At 37.2% G+C, this 21,372-nt stretch carries 20 protein-coding genes; 9 read left to right on the forward strand and 11 right to left on the reverse strand.

Annotated features, from left to right (window positions below; genetic code table 11):
- From HMPREF1135_RS05095 to HMPREF1135_RS05110, 4 genes are read left to right on the forward strand one after another with little or no spacing between them, the layout of a single operon-like run.
- Entirely contained in the window at nucleotides 1-1,077 is a 1,077-nt protein-coding gene (locus HMPREF1135_RS05095; protein WP_007592722.1) for a metallophosphoesterase family protein, read from the forward strand.
- Nucleotides 1,074-2,939 carry an ATP-binding protein gene (locus HMPREF1135_RS05100; RefSeq protein WP_007592730.1) on the forward strand — a complete coding sequence of 622 codons (1,866 nt, stop codon included), beginning with the start codon at nucleotides 1,074-1,076 and terminating at the stop codon, nucleotides 2,937-2,939. The genes HMPREF1135_RS05095 and HMPREF1135_RS05100 overlap by 4 nt, the downstream gene beginning before the upstream one ends.
- 7 nt (nucleotides 2,940-2,946) lie before the next feature.
- Nucleotides 2,947-3,315, forward strand: a complete 369-nt coding sequence (locus HMPREF1135_RS05105; RefSeq protein ID WP_007592732.1) for a CidA/LrgA family protein — start codon at nucleotides 2,947-2,949, stop codon at nucleotides 3,313-3,315.
- Nucleotides 3,316-4,008, forward strand: coding sequence for an LrgB family protein (locus HMPREF1135_RS05110; RefSeq protein WP_007592734.1), 693 nt, complete (start codon nucleotides 3,316-3,318; stop codon nucleotides 4,006-4,008).
- Nucleotides 4,009-4,069: 61 nt separating this feature from the next.
- Here the strand turns inward: HMPREF1135_RS05110 and HMPREF1135_RS05115 are convergent, their stop codons facing one another.
- The 4 genes from HMPREF1135_RS05115 to cysK all read right to left on the reverse strand — a co-directional run bounded on the left by HMPREF1135_RS05115 (nucleotide 4,070) and on the right by cysK (nucleotide 8,443).
- On the reverse strand, nucleotides 4,070-4,270 hold the full coding sequence (locus HMPREF1135_RS05115; protein WP_007592737.1) for a DUF1858 domain-containing protein: 201 nt from the start codon (nucleotides 4,268-4,270) through the stop codon (nucleotides 4,070-4,072).
- A gap of 23 nt (nucleotides 4,271-4,293) precedes the next feature.
- Nucleotides 4,294-5,679 (reverse strand): MocR-like pyridoxine biosynthesis transcription factor PdxR, encoded by a 1,386-nt coding sequence (gene pdxR / locus HMPREF1135_RS05120; RefSeq protein ID WP_007592739.1) that lies wholly within the window; start codon nucleotides 5,677-5,679, stop codon nucleotides 4,294-4,296.
- Entirely contained in the window at nucleotides 5,679-7,370 is a 1,692-nt protein-coding gene (locus tag HMPREF1135_RS05125; RefSeq protein ID WP_007592740.1) for a glutamine--tRNA ligase/YqeY domain fusion protein, read from the reverse strand. The genes pdxR and HMPREF1135_RS05125 overlap by 1 nt, the downstream gene beginning before the upstream one ends.
- Before the next feature lie 140 nt (nucleotides 7,371-7,510).
- The gene (gene cysK / locus HMPREF1135_RS05130) at nucleotides 7,511-8,443 is read right to left on the reverse strand and encodes a cysteine synthase A (RefSeq protein ID WP_007592741.1); all 933 of its coding nucleotides are present in this window, start codon (nucleotides 8,441-8,443) and stop codon (nucleotides 7,511-7,513) included.
- Between the two features lie 156 nt (nucleotides 8,444-8,599).
- Here cysK and HMPREF1135_RS13910 point away from each other — a divergent pair, with 156 nt between their 5' ends.
- Both HMPREF1135_RS13910 and HMPREF1135_RS05135 read left to right on the forward strand, forming a co-directional pair.
- Nucleotides 8,600-8,752 carry a hypothetical protein gene (locus HMPREF1135_RS13910; RefSeq protein ID WP_007592742.1) on the forward strand — a complete coding sequence of 51 codons (153 nt, stop codon included), beginning with the start codon at nucleotides 8,600-8,602 and terminating at the stop codon, nucleotides 8,750-8,752.
- A gap of 101 nt (nucleotides 8,753-8,853) precedes the next feature.
- Nucleotides 8,854-10,080 carry an argininosuccinate synthase gene (locus HMPREF1135_RS05135; protein WP_007592743.1) on the forward strand — a complete coding sequence of 409 codons (1,227 nt, stop codon included), beginning with the start codon at nucleotides 8,854-8,856 and terminating at the stop codon, nucleotides 10,078-10,080.
- 30 nt (nucleotides 10,081-10,110) lie between these two features.
- Here HMPREF1135_RS05135 and leuD read toward each other — a convergent pair whose 3' ends face one another.
- Both leuD and leuC read right to left on the reverse strand, forming a co-directional pair.
- Entirely contained in the window at nucleotides 10,111-10,602 is a 492-nt protein-coding gene (gene leuD / locus HMPREF1135_RS05140) for a 3-isopropylmalate dehydratase small subunit (protein WP_007592744.1), read from the reverse strand.
- Between the two features lie 16 nt (nucleotides 10,603-10,618).
- Nucleotides 10,619-11,875 carry a 3-isopropylmalate dehydratase large subunit gene (gene leuC / locus HMPREF1135_RS05145; protein WP_007592745.1) on the reverse strand — a complete coding sequence of 419 codons (1,257 nt, stop codon included), beginning with the start codon at nucleotides 11,873-11,875 and terminating at the stop codon, nucleotides 10,619-10,621.
- Between the two features lie 154 nt (nucleotides 11,876-12,029).
- On the opposite strand from leuC, the gene HMPREF1135_RS05150 reads away from it, so the two are divergent.
- Nucleotides 12,030-12,917 carry a LysR family transcriptional regulator gene (locus HMPREF1135_RS05150; RefSeq protein ID WP_007592746.1) on the forward strand — a complete coding sequence of 296 codons (888 nt, stop codon included), beginning with the start codon at nucleotides 12,030-12,032 and terminating at the stop codon, nucleotides 12,915-12,917.
- Nucleotides 12,918-12,950: 33 nt separating this feature from the next.
- Here HMPREF1135_RS05150 and HMPREF1135_RS05155 read toward each other — a convergent pair whose 3' ends face one another.
- The 5 genes from HMPREF1135_RS05155 to HMPREF1135_RS05175 form a co-directional block, all read right to left on the reverse strand.
- Nucleotides 12,951-13,610, reverse strand: a complete 660-nt coding sequence (locus HMPREF1135_RS05155; protein ID WP_007592748.1) for an HAD family hydrolase — start codon at nucleotides 13,608-13,610, stop codon at nucleotides 12,951-12,953.
- A gap of 2 nt (nucleotides 13,611-13,612) precedes the next feature.
- Nucleotides 13,613-15,727, reverse strand: coding sequence for a glutamine synthetase III family protein (locus HMPREF1135_RS05160; protein ID WP_007592750.1), 2,115 nt, complete (start codon nucleotides 15,725-15,727; stop codon nucleotides 13,613-13,615).
- Between the two features lie 178 nt (nucleotides 15,728-15,905).
- Nucleotides 15,906-16,862, reverse strand: a complete 957-nt coding sequence (locus HMPREF1135_RS05165) for a TDT family transporter (protein WP_007592752.1) — start codon at nucleotides 16,860-16,862, stop codon at nucleotides 15,906-15,908.
- A 12-nt stretch (nucleotides 16,863-16,874) separates the two neighbouring features.
- Nucleotides 16,875-17,354, reverse strand: a complete 480-nt coding sequence (locus HMPREF1135_RS05170; protein ID WP_007592754.1) for a C-GCAxxG-C-C family protein — start codon at nucleotides 17,352-17,354, stop codon at nucleotides 16,875-16,877.
- 190 nt (nucleotides 17,355-17,544) lie between these two features.
- Complete coding sequence (locus HMPREF1135_RS05175) at nucleotides 17,545-18,915, reverse strand: NAD(P)/FAD-dependent oxidoreductase (protein WP_007592764.1); 1,371 nt, start codon at nucleotides 18,913-18,915, stop codon at nucleotides 17,545-17,547.
- A 205-nt stretch (nucleotides 18,916-19,120) separates the two neighbouring features.
- On the opposite strand from HMPREF1135_RS05175, the gene HMPREF1135_RS05180 reads away from it, so the two are divergent.
- Together HMPREF1135_RS05180 and HMPREF1135_RS05185 are read left to right on the forward strand one after the other, a co-directional pair.
- The gene (locus tag HMPREF1135_RS05180) at nucleotides 19,121-20,566 is read left to right on the forward strand and encodes a D-alanyl-D-alanine carboxypeptidase family protein (protein WP_034242927.1); all 1,446 of its coding nucleotides are present in this window, start codon (nucleotides 19,121-19,123) and stop codon (nucleotides 20,564-20,566) included.
- A 133-nt stretch (nucleotides 20,567-20,699) separates the two neighbouring features.
- Complete coding sequence (locus tag HMPREF1135_RS05185) at nucleotides 20,700-21,368, forward strand: phosphatase PAP2 family protein (RefSeq protein ID WP_007592768.1); 669 nt, start codon at nucleotides 20,700-20,702, stop codon at nucleotides 21,366-21,368.
- Nucleotides 21,369-21,372 lie beyond the last annotated feature (4 nt).

Below are 21,372 nucleotides of genomic sequence, written 5' to 3' on the forward strand. Positions count from 1 at the left end.
ATGAAATTTATACATACAGGTGATATTCATTATGGTATGAAGCCTGATTCAAATAGACCATGGGGTAAGGAAAGAGCCGATGCGGTAAAATCTTCGCTTCAAAAGATTATTGATGTTGCAAAGAAAAAAGAAGTCGATTTGCTTCTTATTGCAGGCGATCTCTTCCACTCCCAGCCCTTCAGTCGTGATTTAAAAGAAGTCAACTTCCTTTTTTCCACAATACCGGATACCAAAGTGGTTATTATTGCCGGTAATCATGACTGTTTAAGAGAAAACAATAATATACTTAGCTTTCCATGGGCAAAAAATGTGGTTTATTTGTCCACCCCGACTATCAGCAGTGTATATTTCCAGGATATAAACACGGAAATCTACGGCTTTTCATATCATGACAGGGAGGTTAAGGAAAATATTGTTTCCGGACTTTCCATTCGTGAAAATGACAGAGTAAAAATTCTTCTTTTACATGGCGGTGATGCAACGCATTTACCTTTTGATAAAAATGAATTAAACAAGATTTCTTCATCTTATATAGCTCTAGGACATATGCATAAGCCTGAAGTACTTTTTGACAGACATATGGCTTACTGTGGGTCTCCTGAACCTCTGGATATGACTGAAACCGGAGACCACGGAATTTTCTATGGTGAGATAGATAATAATACACGTGTCATGAAGGATTTTGAATTTATAAAAATTTCAAATACTTCATATATCTCACTTACAATAAATGTAACTCCCGAAACAACAAATGCTGAGTTACATACCTCTTTAACGGAAACCATTAATATTAAGGGCAAACAAAATATATACAGATTTAAAATAAAGGGTCTAAGAGATCCGGATATCGAATTTGATTTGGATTCGCTCTCATCAACACTTAGAATTGCTGAGATTATTGATGATTCCGAACCGAAATATGATTTTGCAAAACTATTTGCGGAGCATCCTTCCGATATGATAGGATTTTTTATCAGGGAACTTGACAGACCCAATATGAGCAAACTCGATAAAAAAGCCCTTTATTACGGTATTAATGCATTACTTAGAACTACTGATGAAAGGGGGAAAACATGAAACTGCTAAGCTTGCATATTGACGGCTTTGGCAAATTCAAAAATAAAGATTTGCAATTTGCCGATAATATGAATATTGTATACGGCTACAATGAAGCCGGGAAATCCACAATATTTATGTTTATCGAAGCAATGTTTTACGGTCTTGAAAGAGCAAAAGGCAGAGCAAGTAAAAGCGATACCTGGACCAAGTTCAAACCTTGGGGCAATGGCGATATATATGGCGGAAACCTGCGTTTTTCTTATCAGGACAAAAACTATCGCATAGAGCGAGATTTTACAAAGACCGCAACAACCCCTTTTGCCGTAGTGAATGAAACCGACGGAAAGAATGTTGAAAATCCGGGCGAATTTTTAAAGGAAGCGCTTTGCGGACTTTCACAAACCGCATATTCAAATACAGTAAGTATATCACAGCTTAAATCCGCAACCGACGCCAAAATGGTGGTGGAGCTTAAAAACTATATTGCGAATATGAATACCACCGGTAATATGTCTTTAAATATCAATAAAGCATCTGATTTCTTGAAAGAAAAAAAGAAAGCGTTTACCGCCTCCTTGGATCCCGATGCGGCAAAGACTTACAATCAGAATTTGACCGAAATAAGAGCTCTTGAAAAGAAAATCTCCTCTCCCGAATTTTCAACTCATTTGAAAACTTTGAAAGAGGCCGATGCCATCACTGAGAAAAGAATTATTGATTTAAATTCTCAAAAAGAGTCTCTGATTGAAAGTATTGCATCAAAGCGTCAGCACCTTTCTGATCTCGGTTTTAATGATAAAAAGACTATTATAGAATTGCAAAACGATCTTAATAAAGGATATAACGATTATCTTTCCGCTTATGAAAACGAGAAGAAATCAATTAATAAGGTTTATTCAACAATATTCCTTGTTTTATCGATAGTCAGTGTAATCCTTGCAGGTTATATCTTTAAAACAGGAAAAAGCAATTTTCTTACAACCGCCACAGGTATAAGTTATCAGTTTGCAATGGTCCTTTTTATAATTATATGTCTTGCATCTTTGATTTTTGCAAGTTATATCTATACGGTTCATAATAAGGACAACAGGCATTTGACCGAGCTTAAAGTAAATCTTATTGCAATAATGGCAAGAGTAGGTTCATTTGATTCTATAACTGAAGAAAATATCCATCGTGCCAACAAGACACTCAGTTCAAAGCTGAGAATTTTTGACGAAATGGAAGCCGATATTGCAAAGTGTGAGGCTTTGAGCGCAGATATAGAAAACCTGCGTGCAAAAAAAGCCGCATATGCCAGCGGTATTGATGCCAAAAAGCAAAACGAGTGGGAACTCGAAAAACTGATGGAAAAGCTTGCACAATTGAAGGAAGCAAATACTTCATTAAAAAATATCATTGCGGAAAATGATAAAATCCGCTTTGAAATAGATGCTATAGATCTTGCCACCGAGACCTTGAAAAATCTTTCACAGACTATCAAGAATTCTTTCGGATTGTATCTGAATAAGGATGCTTCAGAACTTATTGAAGGTATAACAGGCGGTGTGTATGATTCTATATCCATTGACGAGAATTTTAATGTATTCCTTAATACTCCGAACAGACTTGTTCCTATAGAACAGGCCAGCTCAGGTACTATGGATCAGGTGTATCTGGCACTTAGAATAGCAGCCGGCAGACTTATGCAGGGACGCGCTAAAGAATTACCTTTTATATTTGACGACAGTTTTGTAAACTACGATTCGATACGTCTTAGAGCCGCTTTACTTTGGATTGCCAATAATGTGCCGGAACAAATCATTGTATTCAGTTGTCATATGAGAGAAGCTCAGTTAATGACAGCTACTATGCAGGATTTCAATCTAATAGAATTGTAGGGAGTTTATGCGTTTTATCAGACAATTTCTAATCATATTATTTGTAAGTTTTTTAGGGGAAGTGTTAAAATCCGTTTTACCGCTTCCCATACCTGCAAGCATATATGGACTTGTCATTATGCTTGCATTACTTGTTTTAAAAGTAGTTAAGCTTGAACAGGTTGAAGGCGCTTCTATGTTTTTAATAGATATAATGCCTCTTATGTTCATCCCTGCCTCGGCAGGTCTAATTGATATCTGGCCGACTTTAAAGCCTGTACTTATACCGCTTCTTATTATGACTATAGTTTCCACTGTTTTGGTAATGGTTGTATCAGGTAAGGTAACCGAATTCGTTATAAAACTTGACAATAAAGAGCAAAAGGAAGGCAAATAGATGAGTAATTTTTTAAGTAATTCTATATTTTTCGGAGTTCTCCTATGTTTACTGTCGTATCAGGCCGGAGTATTCTTAAGGCAAAAGACAAAAATAGCCGCTTTTAATCCGCTGCTTATTTCCATCATTATAGTAATCTTTGTACTTGTCATGTTTCATATCAAGTTTGAAGATTTTTATAAAGGTTCAAAATATATCAGCTTTTTATTGACTCCGGCAACTGTGGCTCTGGCCATACCGCTATATTCAAAGCTTACTTTGTTAAAGTCAAACTTTAAGGCCATTATGTCCGGACTTATTGCAGGGGTTTTAACATCTTTGATATCAATATTTATAATGTCATTACTCTTCGGTCTGAGTCATGAAAATTATGTATCCATGCTCCCGAAGTCAATAACTACAGCAATAGGTATCGGAGTTTCGGAAGAACTTGGAGGTATATCCACTATTACCACTGCCGTTATCATTGTAACAGGCGTTTTCGGCAATGTATCTGCCGATATTGTTTATAAAATTTTCAATATAACAAATCCTATTGCAAAGGGTATAGGTCTTGGCTCATCCGCACATGCCATAGGTACTTCAAAAGCTCTTGAAATGGGCGAGACTGAAGGTGCTATGAGTTCATTATCCATAGCAGTTGCAGGTATTATCACAGTTATATTTGCTTCATTCTTTGCAAAACTTATATAGTGGACATAAAAAAAGCTGTAGCTTTAAAGTTTTAACCTCTAAAGCTACAGCTCCCTTTATTTTATGAAACTGATAAAATTTCATTTATCTGTGATACCAATGTATCACAGTCAATCCCATGTACCATGCAAGCCTCTTCCAAAGTCTCCATCTGTGATGAAGGACATCCAAGGCAATGCATACCTGTTCTCATAAGTATCGGTGCAATCATTTCATTTGTCATTAAAAGCTCACCGATTGTCATATTCTTATTTATTGTCATAATCTTACTCCTTTACAATATTTTTATTCAGTATAAATCTTTTTGCCGAAATCTTCTATACCTTTTTTTATCTCATCTATACTTAATCCGGCAAAACCCACCAAAACGGTAGATTTTCTTATATTTCTGCCTGTATAAAAAACAGATATGGGATAAAGTCTGATTCCTGCAAGTTTTCCATAGTTTAGTATCTCTTCCTCGCTAAGATGATCCAGTGTAAGTAAAATATGAAGTCCCGAGTTGTTTTCAAAAACTTTTGCCTGTGGCAAATTATTTCTTATGCTTTCAATAAGAGCATCTCTTTTCACCCTGTAGTTGGTTCTCATTCTGTTCAGATGTCTTTCAAAATATCCTCCCTTTATAAATGTTTCAAGAATATTTTGATCGGACTTTGGAACCGTGCAGGACAGAAATTTAAGTTTACTCTCATACTCTTCCATCAGTTTTTCAGGTAGAACCATATAAGCTACTCTTATCGCCGGCGCTATTGCCTTTGAAAATGTTCCCATATATATAATCCTTGAAGGATCAAGCCCTTGCATTGCAGGAATAGGTTTACCCACAAATCGAAACTCCGAATCATAATCGTCTTCTATTATATATCTGTCACTTTTTTCATAGCACCATGAAATAAGTTCTCTTCTTCTGTTTATTGGCATTATAACACCTGTAGGATATTGGTTTGCAGGCATCAGATAGCATATATCGGCATCTGTCGACTCGAGTATATCTATATTTATACCCTCATCATCCATATCCACACTGAGTACATTCCAAGACATTGATTTGAAGATTTCTTTAGCCTTAATATATCCCGGATTTTCAAGCGCAATATTTCTTGTACCGAGCAATAATCCAAGAAGCAATATCAGATATTCACTTCCGGCTCCGACCACGATATTTGAAGGAGTGCATACAACCCTTCTTGCAGTATGAAGATAATCCGCTATCTGAGTTCGCAGTCCGAACTCGCCCTGCTTATCCCCTGAAGTGAAAACATCTTCCTTTTCACTTGAAAACACCTTCCTTGCGATACTTCTCCAGGATGCATAGGGAAAGCTTTTTGAGTCAATCTTTGTCGGTGAAAAATCAATCTTAATATCATCTTCAATCTTAAAATCTTCTCTCTTGGCTTCCCTTTTATATTTCTTTCTTTCAATGTTTAAAACATCCAGACGGTTTACGATATACCCGCTGCCGCCTCTGGATTTTAAATACCCTTCAGCTGACAGCTGCTCGTAGGCATTGACCACTGTAGTTCTGGATATTTTTAACCCCTGTGCCAGACTTCTTGTTGAAGGAAGTTTGGTTTCGGGCAAGATTTGCCCGTTTTTTATTTCATTCTTTATAAATTCATAGATTTGCTCGTATATAGGGCAATCACTATTTAAATCTATAAGAAGTTCCATCAGTCATTCTTCGGAAGCTTGAATGAGCTCTTAAGTGAAACTATTCTGTTAAATACCAATGCATCAGGGTTTGAATCCTTGGCATCCACACAGAAGAAACCGTTTCTCACAAACTGGAAGCTGTCATAAGCCTTTGCATCCTTAAGACATGGCTCCACATAGCAATCCTTTAATACAGTCAATGAATTAGGATTGAGATTCAAATTTCCGTTCTCATCAAGCTTACCCTTTTCCTCATCAACTATATTCTCATAAAGTCTTATCTCAGCCTCAAGTGCAGTCTTTGCATTTACCCAGTGTATAGTTCCTTTTACCTTTCTCTCACTAAATCCCGAACCTGACTTTGTCGCCGGATCATATGTGGCATGAACCGCTACAATTTCACCGTTTTCATCCTTTTCCACAGAAGTACAGGTTACAAAATATGCACCCATAAGTCTTACTTCATTTCCCGGGAAGAGTCTGAAATATTTCTTTGGAGGTACTTCCATAAAGTCCTCTCTCTCAATATATAGCTCTCTGCCGAATTCTATTTCTCTTTCGCCAAGCTCCGGATTTTCAAGATTGTTAGGCATTGTACATAATTCCGACTGACCTTCAGGATAATTATCTATTATAAGCTTTATAGGATCGAGTATTGCCATTATTCTTGCCTTCTTAAGCTTCAAATCCTCTCTTATACAATACTCAAGCATTGCTGACTCTATAGATGAATCCGCCTTTGAAACTCCTGCAAGCTTTACAAAGTTTCTTATCGCATCAGGAGTATAACCTCTTCTTCTGAGTGCGGCAATTGAAACAAGTCTCGGATCATCCCATCCGTCAACTATTCCGTCCTCAACAAGTTTTTTGATATATCTCTTACCTGTCACCACATTTGTAAGATAAAGCTTTGCAAACTCTATCTGTCTTGGAGGATTCTTATACTCACACTCCTGTACAACCCAGTCATAAAGCGGTCTGTGATCCTCAAACTCCAATGTACAAAGGCTGTGTGTAATATTTTCTATAGCATCCTCTATCGGATGTGCAAAATCATACATAGGATAAATACACCATTTATCACCTGTATTGTGGTGGGTCATTCTTGCAACTCTGTAGATTACAGGATCTCTCATATTGATATTCGGTGATGCCATATCAATCTTTGCACGAAGCACACGACTTCCGTCCTCGCAGAGTCCGTTCTTCATATCCTCAAAGAGCTTTAAATTTTCCTCAACGGATCTGTTTCTGTATGGACTTTCCTTTCCCGGAGTTTTGAAATCTCCTCTGTACTCTCTGATCTCATCGGCACTTAAATCGCAAACAAATGCCTTGCCCTTCTTTATAAGAAGAACAGCCTTCTCATACATCTCCTCAAAATAGTTTGAAGCAAAGAATAATCTGTCCTCAAACTCTCCGCCAAGCCATTTAACATCTTCAAGTATTGAATGTACAAACTCCTCTTTTTCCTTTGTAGGATTTGTATCGTCAAATCTTAAGTTGAATTTTCCGCCATACTCTTTTGCAATATCATTATTCAAAATAATTGATTTTGCATGACCTATATGCAGGTAACCGTTAGGCTCCGGCGGGAATCTGGTCTGCACATGGTCAAATCTGCCGGACTCAAGGTCCTTATCTATCTCTATCTCAATAAAATTCTTTGAAACTGTCTCAGTATTTGTATTTTTAATTTCTTCTGACATAAGTTTCCCCCATCTGTATCGGTTTATTCACTAAGCTATTATTATATCATTGATATATCTCTATCGCAATCCCGCTTAAGCCTTAATATTACAAAAATACCCCTATTACCGTTTGCTGGTAATAAGGGTATGAAATATTTTTATTCTGTAAATAAAGGTGTTGAGAAGTATCTGTCTCCGCTGTCAGGTAAAAGAGCAACTATAGTCTTTCCTTCGTTCTCAGGCTTCTTAGCCTCTTTGATGGCTGCAAAGAGTGCCGCACCTGAAGATATACCTACAAGGATACCCTCTTTTGATGCAATAAGTCTGCCATACTCAAATGCTTCCTCATTTTCTACCGTGATAATCTCATCATATATCTTTGTATTGAGTGTATTAGGAATAAATCCGGCTCCGATACCCTGAATCTTATGAGGACCGCTCTTTCCTTCAGAAAGTATAGGAGAACCTGTAGGCTCCACTGCAATTACCTTAACATTTGGCTTCTTCTCCTTTAAGAACTCACCTACACCTGATATAGTACCGCCTGTTCCGATACCTGAAATAAAGATATCAACCTCACCTTCAGTATCATTCCAAATCTCAGGACCTGTTGTAGCCTTGTGAACTGCAGGATTTGCCTTGTTCTCAAACTGTGCAGGTATAAAGCTTCCTTCAATGCTTGCCGCAAGCTCTTCTGCCTTGGCAATAGAACCCTTCATTCCCTTTGAGCCTTCTGTAAGCTCTATAGTAGCTCCATATGCCTTAAGGATATTTCTTCTCTCAACGCTCATTGTCTCAGGCATTGTAAGAATAACCTTATAACCCTTTGCTGTACCTACTGATGCAAGTCCGATTCCTGTATTACCTGATGTTGCCTCTATAATGGTAGAACCCGGCTTTAATTTACCTTCCTTTTCTGCCGCCTCTATCATTGCAAGTGCAATTCTGTCCTTTACAGAACCTGCCGGATTGAAATACTCAAGCTTTACCAAAACTCTTGCTTTAAGGCCAAGCTCTTTTTCAATATTTGAAACCTCTACCAATGGTGTATTACCGATTAACTCACTACTGCTCTTATAAACTCTAGACATACAAACCTCCGTTTTCTGTATTCCTGTTTTCCTACTTGTTTTATAGGTTTATAATAATCTATTTATTTTTGATTGTCAAGCAGTTTTTTATTTTTCTTGATATTTATATTTTAATACAATAAAATATCGCTATATTTAATAACATGAGGGTTTTATATGTTAGACAATGCAGGTATAAAAATAGCACAGGGCGAAAATATATCCTGTGAAGAGATAGACGGGGTAAACGACAATATGTCCGAAACAAATCTTACTCCAAGTGAGTACAGAAAAATTTATTTGTATAAAAAGAAAAATTCTCTTGCATAATATTCTTTTTTAATGTATATTTATGAATGTATTTTATAGCTATACATGTTTATAAGCTATTTTTCTATATTTTAACAGTATTTTTATACATAGGAGGCTTTATGGCAAAGGAAAAAGTTGTATTGGCATATTCAGGCGGTCTTGATACCACCGCTATTATACCTTGGTTAAAGGAACATTTTAATTATGATGTAATTTGCTGCTGCATAGACTGCGGTCAGGGAAATGAGCTTGACGGTCTTGAAGAACGTGCCAAATTATCCGGTGCGGAAAAACTCTATATCATCGATATTATTGATGAATTCTGTGATGATTATATAGTTCCATGTGTACAGGCAGGTGCAGTATATGAGAACAAATATCTTCTAGGTACATCAATGGCAAGGCCCGGTATTGCAAAAGCTCTTGTGGATGTTGCAAGAAAAGAAGGTGCATCTGCAATCTGTCACGGTGCTACAGGAAAAGGAAACGATCAGATACGATTTGAGCTCGGCATCAAAGCTCTTGCGCCCGATCTTAAGATTATTGCACCTTGGCGTATGACCGATATATGGCAAATGCAGTCTCGTGAGGATGAGATAGCTTATTGTAAGGCACATGGTATCGACCTTCCATTCTCAGCCGATTCAAGTTACAGCCGTGACCGTAACCTTTGGCATATCAGCCATGAGGGTCTTGAGCTTGAAGATCCTTCGCTTGAGCCGAACTATGAACATGTACTTATGCTTGGTGTAACACCTCAAAAAGCTCCTGATAAAGAAACTGAGATTTCTCTAAGCTTTGAAGCAGGTGTTCCTGTAGCACTGGGCGGCGAGAAAATGAAAGTCTCAGAGATTATCACCAAATTAAATGAGCTTGGAGGTGCCAACGGTATCGGTATCATAGATATAGTTGAGAATCGTGTTGTAGGTATGAAATCAAGGGGTGTTTATGAGACTCCGGGCGGAACTATACTTATAGAAGCTCATGATGCACTTGAGGAGCTTGTACTTGACAGGGCGACATTTGAAGTGAAGAAAGATATGGGCAATAAATTTGCACAGATAGTTTATGAAGGAAAATGGTTTACACCTCTTCGTGAAGCCATTCAAAGCTTTGTAGAATCTACACAGCAGTATGTAACAGGTGAAGTTAAACTTAAGCTCTATAAGGGAAATATTATAAAGGCCGGTACAACATCACCATATTCACTTTATTCGGAGTCACTTGCATCATTTACTACAGGTGATTTATATGACCACCATGATGCTGACGGATTTATTACATTATTCGGTCTTCCACTAAAGGTAAGGGCTATGAAGATGGCTGAAATAAATAAGAATAAGTAAAACTAAGGGGCTGTAAATCAGCCCCATTAATTATTTATTCTTATTATTTACGTAGTTTACAAGTCCGCCCGCATTTATGATGTTTTGCATAAACTCAGGGAAAGCCTGACCTTTATAGGTCTTTCCTGTTGTAATATCAGTAATAAGTCCGGTATTAAAATCCACTTTGACCTCATCACCTGCTTTTATCTCTGCCGCAGCCTCAGGGCTTTCAATAATAGGTAAACCTATATTTATAGCATTTCTATAGAAAATTCTTGCAAATGTATCTGCAATTACCACACTTACTCCGCTTGCCTTGATAGCGAGCGGTGCATGCTCTCTTGATGAGCCGCAGCCGAAATTCTTTCTTGCTACAATTATATCTCCCTTTTGAACCTTATTCACAAATTCCTTATCAATATCTTCCATACAATGCTTTGCAAGCTCTTCACCTGTTGTGGCATTAAGATATCTTGCAGGAATTATAACGTCGGTATCTACATTTTCACCGTATTTAAATACATGTCCTCTTGCTTCCATATTAACCTCCCAATCTTTATACTGTAGGTGCCACTATTTTTCCTGCTATCGCACTGGCTGCAACCACTGCAGGAGAAGCAAGATACACCTCTGATTCAACATGTCCCATTCTTCCGATAAAGTTTCTGTTGGTAGTGGATATACATCTCTCACCTGCCGCCAAAACTCCCATATAACCTCCAAGGCAAGGACCGCATGTAGGAGTTGAAACTATTGCACCGGCATCTATGAAAATATCTACAAGTCCTTCTTTTATAGCCTGCTTGTAAATCTCCTGTGTTGCAGGAATTACAATACATCTTACATTCTTTGCAACTTTCTTGCCCTTCATTTGTGCAGCCGCACTTCTAAGGTCTGAAATATGTCCGTTTGTACATGAACCGATTACCGCCTGGTCAATCTTTATATCACCGAATTCACCGATTACCTTTGTATTTTCAGGTAAATGCGGGAATGCAACTGTAGGTCTTAATGCCGACAGATCAATATCTATTACTTCGTCATAAACAGCATCACTGTCGGCTTCAAATATCTTAGGGCTTCTGTTTGAATGCTCCTTGATATAATCCAAAGTTATATCATCTACAGGGAAGATACCGTTTTTTCCACCGGCTTCGATTGCCATATTACAGATAGTAAATCTGTCATCCATAGATAAGGATGCAACACCCTCACCTGCAAACTCCATTGATTTATAAAGCGCACCGTCTACGCCTATCTTTCCGATAATATGAAGAATTACATCCTTACCGCAAACATCACTTGAGAGCTTACCCTTTAAATTAAACTTTATTGCACTCGGAACCTTAAACCATGCTTTACCTGTAACCATACCGGCGGCCATATCTGTAGAACCTACACCGGTTGAGAATGCTCCAAGAGCACCATAAGTACATGTGTGAGAATCAGCACCTATTATACAGTCACCTGCCACGGTAAGTCCCTGCTCAGGTAAAAGCGCATGTTCAATTCCCATTCTTCCGACATCAAAGAAATTAACTATCTCATTCTCATCTGCAAAATCTCTACAAGTCTTACAGTTCTGAGCGGATTTAATATCCTTATTCGGAGCAAAATGATCCATTACCAGCGCTATCTTCTCACCGTTAAATACTTTTTTATTTTCAAATTTCTTTATCTCATTGATTGCAACAGGTGATGTGATATCATTTCCAAGCACAAGATCCAAGTCAGCCTCTATAAGCTGGCCGGCTTCTACGAAGTCCAGTCCTGCATGGGCAGCCAAAATCTTCTGTGTCATTGTCATTCCCATATTTTTTTCCTCTTTTCATTTAATTACTGTTGATTGTAACATATCAAATGATATAATAGCGATATAAATTTAATATATCAAGTATTACATATAGTTATATTGGTTACAGATTAACTATAATTTTAATATATATAATGTAACCAGGCGGAGGAATATGGAACAGCATTTATCACAATATAGAATATTTTTTGAGGTGGCCAAGGCCGGCAGTATATCAAAAGCCGCAAAGCTATTGTATATCAGCCAACCTGCCATATCAAAATCAATCCTAAGGTTGGAAGAAGGTCTTGAAATCGCACTCTTTGTAAGAACATCAAAGGGTGTCAGCCTTACACCGGAAGGACAGATTTTTTATGAATATTTGCAGAATGCATTTTCGGCTATAGAAGCAGGCGAAAATCATCTCACAAAGATAAAACAATTCAATATAGGTAAAATAACAGTCGGAACAAGTAATACACTTTGTAAATATATTTTACTTCCGTATCTGAACAAATTCATGAAGGAAAATCCACATACCATGGTAAGTATTTTTACTCAGTCTTCCGATGAAACAAGTTTTCTTCTCTCTGAAAATAAAATTGATATCGGTCTTGTTGCAAAGCCTGCTAAAGTCAACAATATGTCATATATAAATATAATGGAGATACATGATGTCTTTGTAGCAACTCCCGGATATCTTAACAGTCTGAAACATATATTTAACAACAACTTCAATCCCTTCAGAGATGGAAATATAATGTTATTGGATAAAAACAATGCCACAAGAAAATATATTGACAATTGCATAGAAGATTCCAAACTTCAGCTTAATCAATCCATTGAAACAAGCAATATGGAACTTCTTATAGAGTTTGCAAAAACCGGAATAGGTATCGCCTGTGTTATAAAGGAGTTTATACAAAAAGAACTTGAAGAAGGAACATTGGTAGAAATAGAGATGCCTGAAGGTCTTACAATACCGAAAAGAGAGATTGTATTTTTATATGATGAAAAGAATATCAATCCTTCTCTCGGCAAATTTTTAAATATTCTTAAATAAAAATATTCCGGGCCATATGACCCGGAATTGCTTTTATCTTTCTTTTATTATTTCAAGTATTTCACTTGGTTTATTTATAATATAATCAGCCTTATTTTCTCTAAGCTCATCCTCATCTCTAAATCCCCAGAGTACTCCTATGCTTGTAACCCCGGCTCTGAGAGCTGTCTGCATATCCGTAGCGGTATCTCCGACATAGAGTATATCTGTTTTTGAGAGTCCAAGCTCCTCTATTATCATATTTAAAGAGGTAGGATCGGGCTTCTTTGGAATACCGTCCCTCTCTCCGTATATCAAATCAAATACTTTATTGCCGAATATTCCGTTCACATTCTTCTCTACACCGAGTTGTGATTTATTTGATAAAACTACAGACTTTATTCCCATCCGCTTTAGAGCTTCAAGAAGTTCTGTAATACCGTCATAGGGCTTAACACCCTTTAGACAATCCACAGCAAATATCTCATCATATACTTTGTAAGCTTCATTTGCAAGTTTCAAATCCGTATCACCGTTATATATCAATGATCTGTCCACGAACTTCTTTGCACCTTCTCCGACAAAATATCTTGTATGCTCTATATCAATTTCTTTTAACCCGAAATGTTTCATTGTTTTACTCATACAAAAAGACAGTGCAGTCAATGTATTAAGCAATGTACCGTCCAGATCAAAAATAACAGCCTTTATCATTATTACACCTCAAACAAAAGATCGCCATAGCTTGGCATCGGCCAAAGATCCTTATCCACTATCATTTCCAAAGTATCAATAGGCTTTCTGAGCACTTCCATTGCAGGAACCACCACCTCATGCATATATTTAGCATGCGCAGTTACATCCGTGATTTCTGCGGCATCATCCATATAATTTTTAAGATTTTCAAGTGCAACTTTTGACTCTTTCAAATGCTCATTCACTTCTATTAAAATAGCATTTTGTGCATAAGGCTCTATACCTGAAACCGCAGATTTTAACTTAATTATAGAATCCGCAAGTCTTGTGGTATATCTTATAACCGCCGGTATAATAGACTTGCCCGCAATATCTATCATAGTCTTTGCCTCGATATTTATTGCTTTTGAATATGCTTCATATTCTATTTCAACTCTGGATTCAAGCTCGGTTCTGGTAAATACCTCAAATTCTTCAAAAAGCTTTATAGAATCCTCAGATACGAGAGCCGGAATGGCATCTATCATACTTGGAAGATTTGAAAGTCCTCTTCTCTTTGCTTCTTTTACCCATTCCTCTGAATACCCGTTTCCGTTAAATATAATTCTTCTGTGAGCGGTGAAGAGTCTCTTGATTATATCATGAACGGCTTCATCAAAATCACTTGCACTTTCAAGCTCATTTGCAGCCTCTTTAAAACTTTCAGCCACTATTGTATTTAAAACAATATTCGGTGATGCGATGGAGTCTGAAGAACCTACCATTCTGAATTCGAATTTATTATTTGTAAAGGCGAAAGGTGATGTTCTGTTTCTGTCTGTAGCATCTGTTTCAAAGTCGGGGAGTGTTGCCACACCTGTCTTTAATGTAGCACCCTGAATGGAATGTGTAGCCTCTCCTGTGGAGCAAAGCTGATCTATAACATCCTGAAGCTGATCTCCAAGGAACACGGAAATAATAGCAGGCGGTGCCTCATGTGCACCAAGGCGGTGATCATTACCTACACAGGCCGCAGATTCTCTAAGCAAATCGGCATGCTTGTCAACCGCCTTTAAAATACATGCAAGTACAAGTAAGAACTGTATATTCTCATGCGGTGTATCTCCCGGATTTAACATATTTATTCCGTCATCTGAAGTCAAGGACCAGTTATTATGTTTTCCCGAACCGTTCACACCTGCAAAAGGCTTCTCATTCAAAAGACATGTAAGTCCATGTCTGCCTGCCACCTTTTTCATGGTCTCCATAGTCACCTGATTGTGATCCACCGCCACATTTACCTGCTCATAAACAGGTGCCAGCTCATGCTGCGCCGGTGCAACCTCATTATGCTGTGTCTTTGCAGGAACACCAAGCATCCAAAGTTCATGATTTATATCATTCATATAGGAAGCTATTCTCTCTCTGATAGAACCGAAGTAGTGGTCCTCAAGCTCCTGTCCCTTTGGAGGCATTGCTCCAAACAATGTTCTTCCTGTATAAATCAAATCCTTTCTTTGCAGATACTTTTCCCTGTCTACAATGAAATACTCCTGCTCCGCACCTACTGAAGGTATTACTCTCTTTGTCGTGGTATTTCCGAAGAGTCTGAGTATTCTAAGGGCCTGAGTGTTTATAGCCTGCATTGAACGAAGCAGAGGTGTCTTTTTATCAAGTGCTTCACCCCTGTAAGAGCAAAATGCTGTAGGAATATATAATGTAACACCCAAAGAATCCTTTTTTATAAACGCAGGAGATGTACAATCCCATGCGGTATATCCTCTGGCCTCAAATGTTGCTCTAAGTCCGCCTGAAGGAAAACTTGATGCGTCCGACTCTCCCTTTGTAAGCTCCTTAGCGGAAAATTCCATTATGACCTTGCCGTTTTTCGGCGCGGAAATAAAAGAATCATGTTTTTCGGCGGTTACACCTGTCAAAGGCTGAAACCAGTGGGTATAGTGAGTAGCCCCTCTGTCAATTGCCCACTCCTTCATTCCATGAGCTACTGAATCTGCAATATCGTTATCCAGTTCCAGACCGTCTTCTATAGTCTTTTTTAACTTTTTAAATACCGCCTTCGGCAAGTATACTTGCATAGCCTCATCATTGAATACATTAACCCCAAAAATCTCTGTGATTGTATCTCTTTTTTCCATATACACCTTTCAAAATCTAAGCAAAGCCTAATACATAAAATAAACTTTTACGGGAATTTCTCTCCCCGTAAGTTTTCGCAAAAATTATAGCATATAAAATATATTTTTGCATCTTTGAATATAAAAAAGCGACCGGAATTTCAGTCGCTTAATATAATTTAAAATAAATTATTTTATACTATTCCTTTGAGAAAACATGCTTTGCAAAACAAATTGCTGCAAATGCAACTCCTGCTATTGCAATTATAAGCTCTATATTTACAATCAAAGGTAAAATCGGTCTGATACCGTTTTGAATATCCATTTTTGTAAGAACCGCATTAAATTGCTTTGCGGCAATAGCACTGATCACAAAAGGGAATGTAATTCCTGCAATACTCGGATAAAATTTAAATTCTTTGTTCTTTGCAAAGTTTGCAAAAAGATCTGCCACAACAAATAATCCAAGCAGATATATCACCAATGAGAAAAGGTAAAGTCCGGTCAAAAATGTTATATTCTTTTGCTCAAAAGAACTGATATATCCGGCAACACAAAGACTTGCAGGTGCGGCATAGATACATGCAAGCGCCTTTGCTTCAATCTTCTTATTTCCAAGCTTTATATATCTGAAAGATACATAGAAGAAAAGAGGAATATAAAGAATAAATCCTATCAGGAAGCAAATCTGTCCAAGTGCTATATTATTAAAAGCCGGTGCAGTAACGGAAGCAACCACAATTCCCACATATACGATAAAATAGCTTGCAACTACCTTCATCAAATCATCAGGTATTTTAATCTTTAAAATAAAATTCAAAGTAAAATATACAATCAATACAAAGTGCAAAACAATAGCCACATACCAAAGAATCATCGCAAATGCAGGTATCAAAGGCTTTATGTAGCCCGCCAGAAGCATTAAAGTCATGGTATATGTTCCCGATACACTTGCAGTCACCGGATTTTTCATATCCGTTACAAAAGCGGTTTGCATAGTCAAATACTTACATGTTACAAACAAAATCCCTACAAATGCCAAAATTCCGCAAAGTATCTTCAAATAAGGACTGTAAGCCGCAAGAAGATTTCCAAGTGCCGCAAGCCCCAATGCCACTCCGCATAAAGGCAAGGGTACCCTTTTTAAAAAACTCATAACTACCCCTTATTAATCTATATTCTTCAATCCCTTTTCTCTAACAATAATCTCAGCCACCTTCTTTGCGGCAATTCCTGTAAATCTGATACACTGCTCCTTGTGCTCTCCGGCACCCATATCAAATTCTCTTGTAAGAACTCTGCAGCAGTTTGAGTGCTTGCCGTTTGCATCTCTGAAGTAGTCGTGTAATTCATGGGTGAGCTCCATACACTTCACTACCTTTGGATCTTTCGGACCGTTCTGCTCGGTTCTACCAAAGATCATACCGAGAGCCATAATACCTCCGTTTAGAGCGCCGCACATACAACCGCTCTTACCGGCTCCGACAGCCATACCTGATGACATCGCGATAACTTCTCTCGGAACATCAAGTTCAAAATTGTCTACAACTGCCGCCATGAGCGCTTCGCAACAGAAGTATCCGTTTCTGTAATTGTCCTCCGCATCCTGTCTAACCTTGTCCACACTGATTTCATTTTTGATATTCATAATTTCCTCCTGAAACATTTTTTATAATTTTATCACTCAAAAATATTTTTGTATACTAAAAAAAGCATAGATTTTGTATATCTATGCCAAAAAACGTGATATTTTTTATAGTTTTTTCATATTAATTATTGTGATTTATTTGTTTTATCGATAATGTAATGGAATTTTTAAATATATCTTTGCTATATATTTATCTTCCCAATATATGCCTTGCTACAAACACACCGCTTGCCGAAGCATGTGAAAGTGAGTGAGTAACACCGCTACCGTCACCGATTACATAAAGATCCTTATGAAGAGTCTCAAGATTTTTATCAAGCTCCACTTCCATGTTATAGAACTTAACCTCTACACCGTAAAGTAAAGTCTCATCACCTGCAGTTCCCGGTGCAATCTTATCAAGAGCATAAATCATCTCAATGATATCGTCCAAAATTCTCTTAGGAATAACCAAAGACAAATCTCCCGGTGTAGCACTGAGTGTAGGTGTCATAAATGACTTGTTAAGTCTACCTGCACTACTTCTTTGACCTCTGATAAGGTCTCCAAATCTTTGAACCATTACACCGCCACCAAGCATGTTTGAAAGTCTGGCGATACTCTCACCATATCCGTTACTGTCTTTGAAAGGCTCTGTAAAATGCTTTGATACAAGCAATGCAAAGTTTGTATTCTCTGTTTGGAGCGCCGGATCCTCATAGCTGTGTCCGTTTACTGTAACAATACCGTTTGTATTCTCGTTGACTACGGCACCTTTAGGATTCATACAGAAAGTTCTTACCAAATCCTGGTACTTCTCCGTTCTGTAAACAATCTTACTCTCATAAAGCTCATCTGTAAGATGTCTGAAAATCTCGGCAGGAAGCTCAACTCTTACACCGATATCCACACGATTTGACTTTGTAGGGATATTCATTTCCTTACAAATCTGCTCCATCCATTTACTTCCGCTTCTACCTACAGATACTATACATTTATCACCGGTGAATTCTTCACCCTGCTTTGTATATAATTTATATCCTGCATCCAGCTTTTCTATTTTGACAATAGGTGTGTTAAAGAAAAACTCCACCTTATCCTTTAAATCTGTATACATATTCTGAAGAACTTCATAGTTGATATCAGTTCCCAAATGACGAACACTTGCATCCAACAAATGCAAATTATTTTGTAAACAAAGTCTCTTAATATCGGAATTTGCTGTAGAATAAAGCTTTGTCTTTCCGCCGCCGTACTTTACATTGATTCCGTCTACATAGTTCATAAGTTCAATGGCTTTTTTCTTTCCGATATATTCATGCAAAGTACCACCAAACTCATTGGTAATATTGTACTTTCCGTCAGAAAATGCTCCTGCACCACCAAAACCGTTCATGATTCCGCAGCTCTTACAATTGATGCAAGACTTAATCTTGTCTCCATCTATTGGACAATGTCTTTTCTCAAGCGGATTACCGTACTCAAAAACCGCAATTTTCAGTGAGCTGTCCTGATTTATGAGTTCATAAGCCGAGAAAATACCTCCGGGACCTGCCCCGATTATCATTACATCATATTTCATATTTTTCCCTTTCACAAAAGCAATAACCATTACTTACATAAAAATGGCGATATCTCATTTGAAACATCGCATGCAACATTCCCATTATAATATGTCTTTTGAATACTAGCAATACACAATTGTATTAAATTATATCATATTATCATTTTAAAATATTCATAATTCTTTACTTTACTATTTTAAACAATAGATGCATAATATAGTAATGAACACAAAAATTAAAAACCTTAAAAAAATTACTCTAACAATTATTTTAACAATTATAACCATACTCTCTCTCCCTATGCGGTCGTTTGCATATGTTGACTGGCCGGTAGATACAAATGTATTATCTGAAGGTGCCATACTTATGGATGCCGACTCGGGAGCTGTACTTTATGGTAAGAACATTCATGAACATTACTATCCGGCAAGTATAACCAAGATTTTGACTGCCCTTTTAGTAGTGGAAAATTGTAATCTTGACGATATGGTTACATTTTCAAAAAATGCGGTATTTAATGTCGAACCCGGCTCATCAAGTGCAGGTATAGATGTGGGAGATACACTTACTGTAAGAGACTGCCTCTATGCAATGCTTTTACAATCGGCAAATGAAGCCGCAAATGCCTTGGCGGAACATACGGCAGGAAGCATTGAAGCATTTGCAAATATGATGAATGAAAAAGCGGCAAGTCTTGGCTGTACAGACTCACATTTCGCAAATCCAAGCGGATTAAACGATCCTGAGCACTATACCAGCGCATATGATTATGCTTTAATAAGCCGTGCGGCTTTTAAAAATCCTACGGTTACGGAAATAGATTCCGCTACATACTACAATTTACCGCCTACAAGCAGAGTCCCTACCGGACAAACCTTGTACAATCATCACTCCATGCTCAGAAAAACCTCCGGTAATTTCTATCAGAACGCAATCTGTGGTAAAACCGGTTATACTTCACTGGCAGGAAATACACTGGTGACATATGCAAGAAATGACAGTATAGGACTTATTACGGTAGTACTTAACGGAAATAAAACACATTATACGGATACTCAGGAATTATTGAACTTCGGCTTTGCAAACTTTAAAAATATAAAGCTGAATTCTACAGATATTAACACAAATTTTTCAAGTAATATCTCACTGATACCTGATTTTAACGAGTATACTATAGAGCCTGACGATAATGCATCAATATCATTGCCTAATGATGCCGATATAAATGATATCAAGTCAACAGTAAACTTTGAAGAAAATTCAGAATCGTCCGCACTTTGCAAGGTCGATTATACTTATAATGACTACCCTATAGGATCTGTGGACATAGTGGCAAAGAAAAATGAAAACTATGTTGCCGATGATAACAATACAGAAGAAAGTGCTGCTGCAGAAAATAATAAAAACGGCTTTCAAAACACCACCAAAAACTTTACAAATATAATACTCAATATTCCGAAGATAAACTATATTATAGTCGGAGCCTGTGTAGGAGGCTTTTTACTTCTCCTGCTGATTATCATTTTAATAAAAAAAAAGTTATCAAGCAGGAAAAGTGATTTGAGTGACAGAGAACTTCGAATATATAATCTTTTAAAAAGCGGATGGAGTGCCAAAGACTGTGGAATAAGTGAAGAAGAAGCGAAATATATAATAGAAAAGCACTGATAACAGTGCTTTTTTGTTTTTCTTCAATAAATTGTAATATCTCTTTTTCCAATTCGCTTGAATTATTTTTCATATAGCTATACAATCTATAGACGAATCTTAAATATAACGCAATTTAATTTTAGGGGACATTATGAAAAGAATACATGAAATATTAAAGAAATACAGACATGCATGGGTTTTCTTATATACCTTCATATATCTACCATGGTATATGTATCTGGAAAGAACTATAACACATGAATATCATGTCTTACATACATGGGTGGACGATATTATCCCATTCAATGAATATTTTATTATACCGTACTTTATATGGTTCATATATGTAGCATCTGTACTGATTTTCTTCTTCTTTAAAGATGTAGATGAGTTTTACAGATTCGGGCTGTATCTCGCACTTGGAATGAGTATATCACTCTTTATTTGCCAGATATTCCCAAACGGAACAGACTTAAGACCTATAGGCCTTGATCCGAACAAGAATATTTTTACACATCTGGTAGCCTTTATATATAAAACAGATACCAATACAAATGTGTTCCCAAGTATTCATGTTTTCAACTCAATCGCTACACATGTAGCCATATTGAGATCGAGATTCTTTTATAACAATATGAAAGTAAAGGCGATTTCATTCATAATAATGATTTCAATATGCCTTTCAACATTATTCTTAAAGCAGCATTCATTCCTGGATGTTGTCGGAGCAACAATACTCTCATATGTTATCTATCAGCTTATCTACGCTAAGATACCTTGGCCAATCAGCCATGATAACAGAGAGAATATAAGAGTTTAACAAA

The organism is Lachnoanaerobaculum sp. OBRC5-5, assembly GCF_000296385.1.
GTDB lineage: Bacteria > Bacillota > Clostridia > Lachnospirales > Lachnospiraceae > Lachnoanaerobaculum.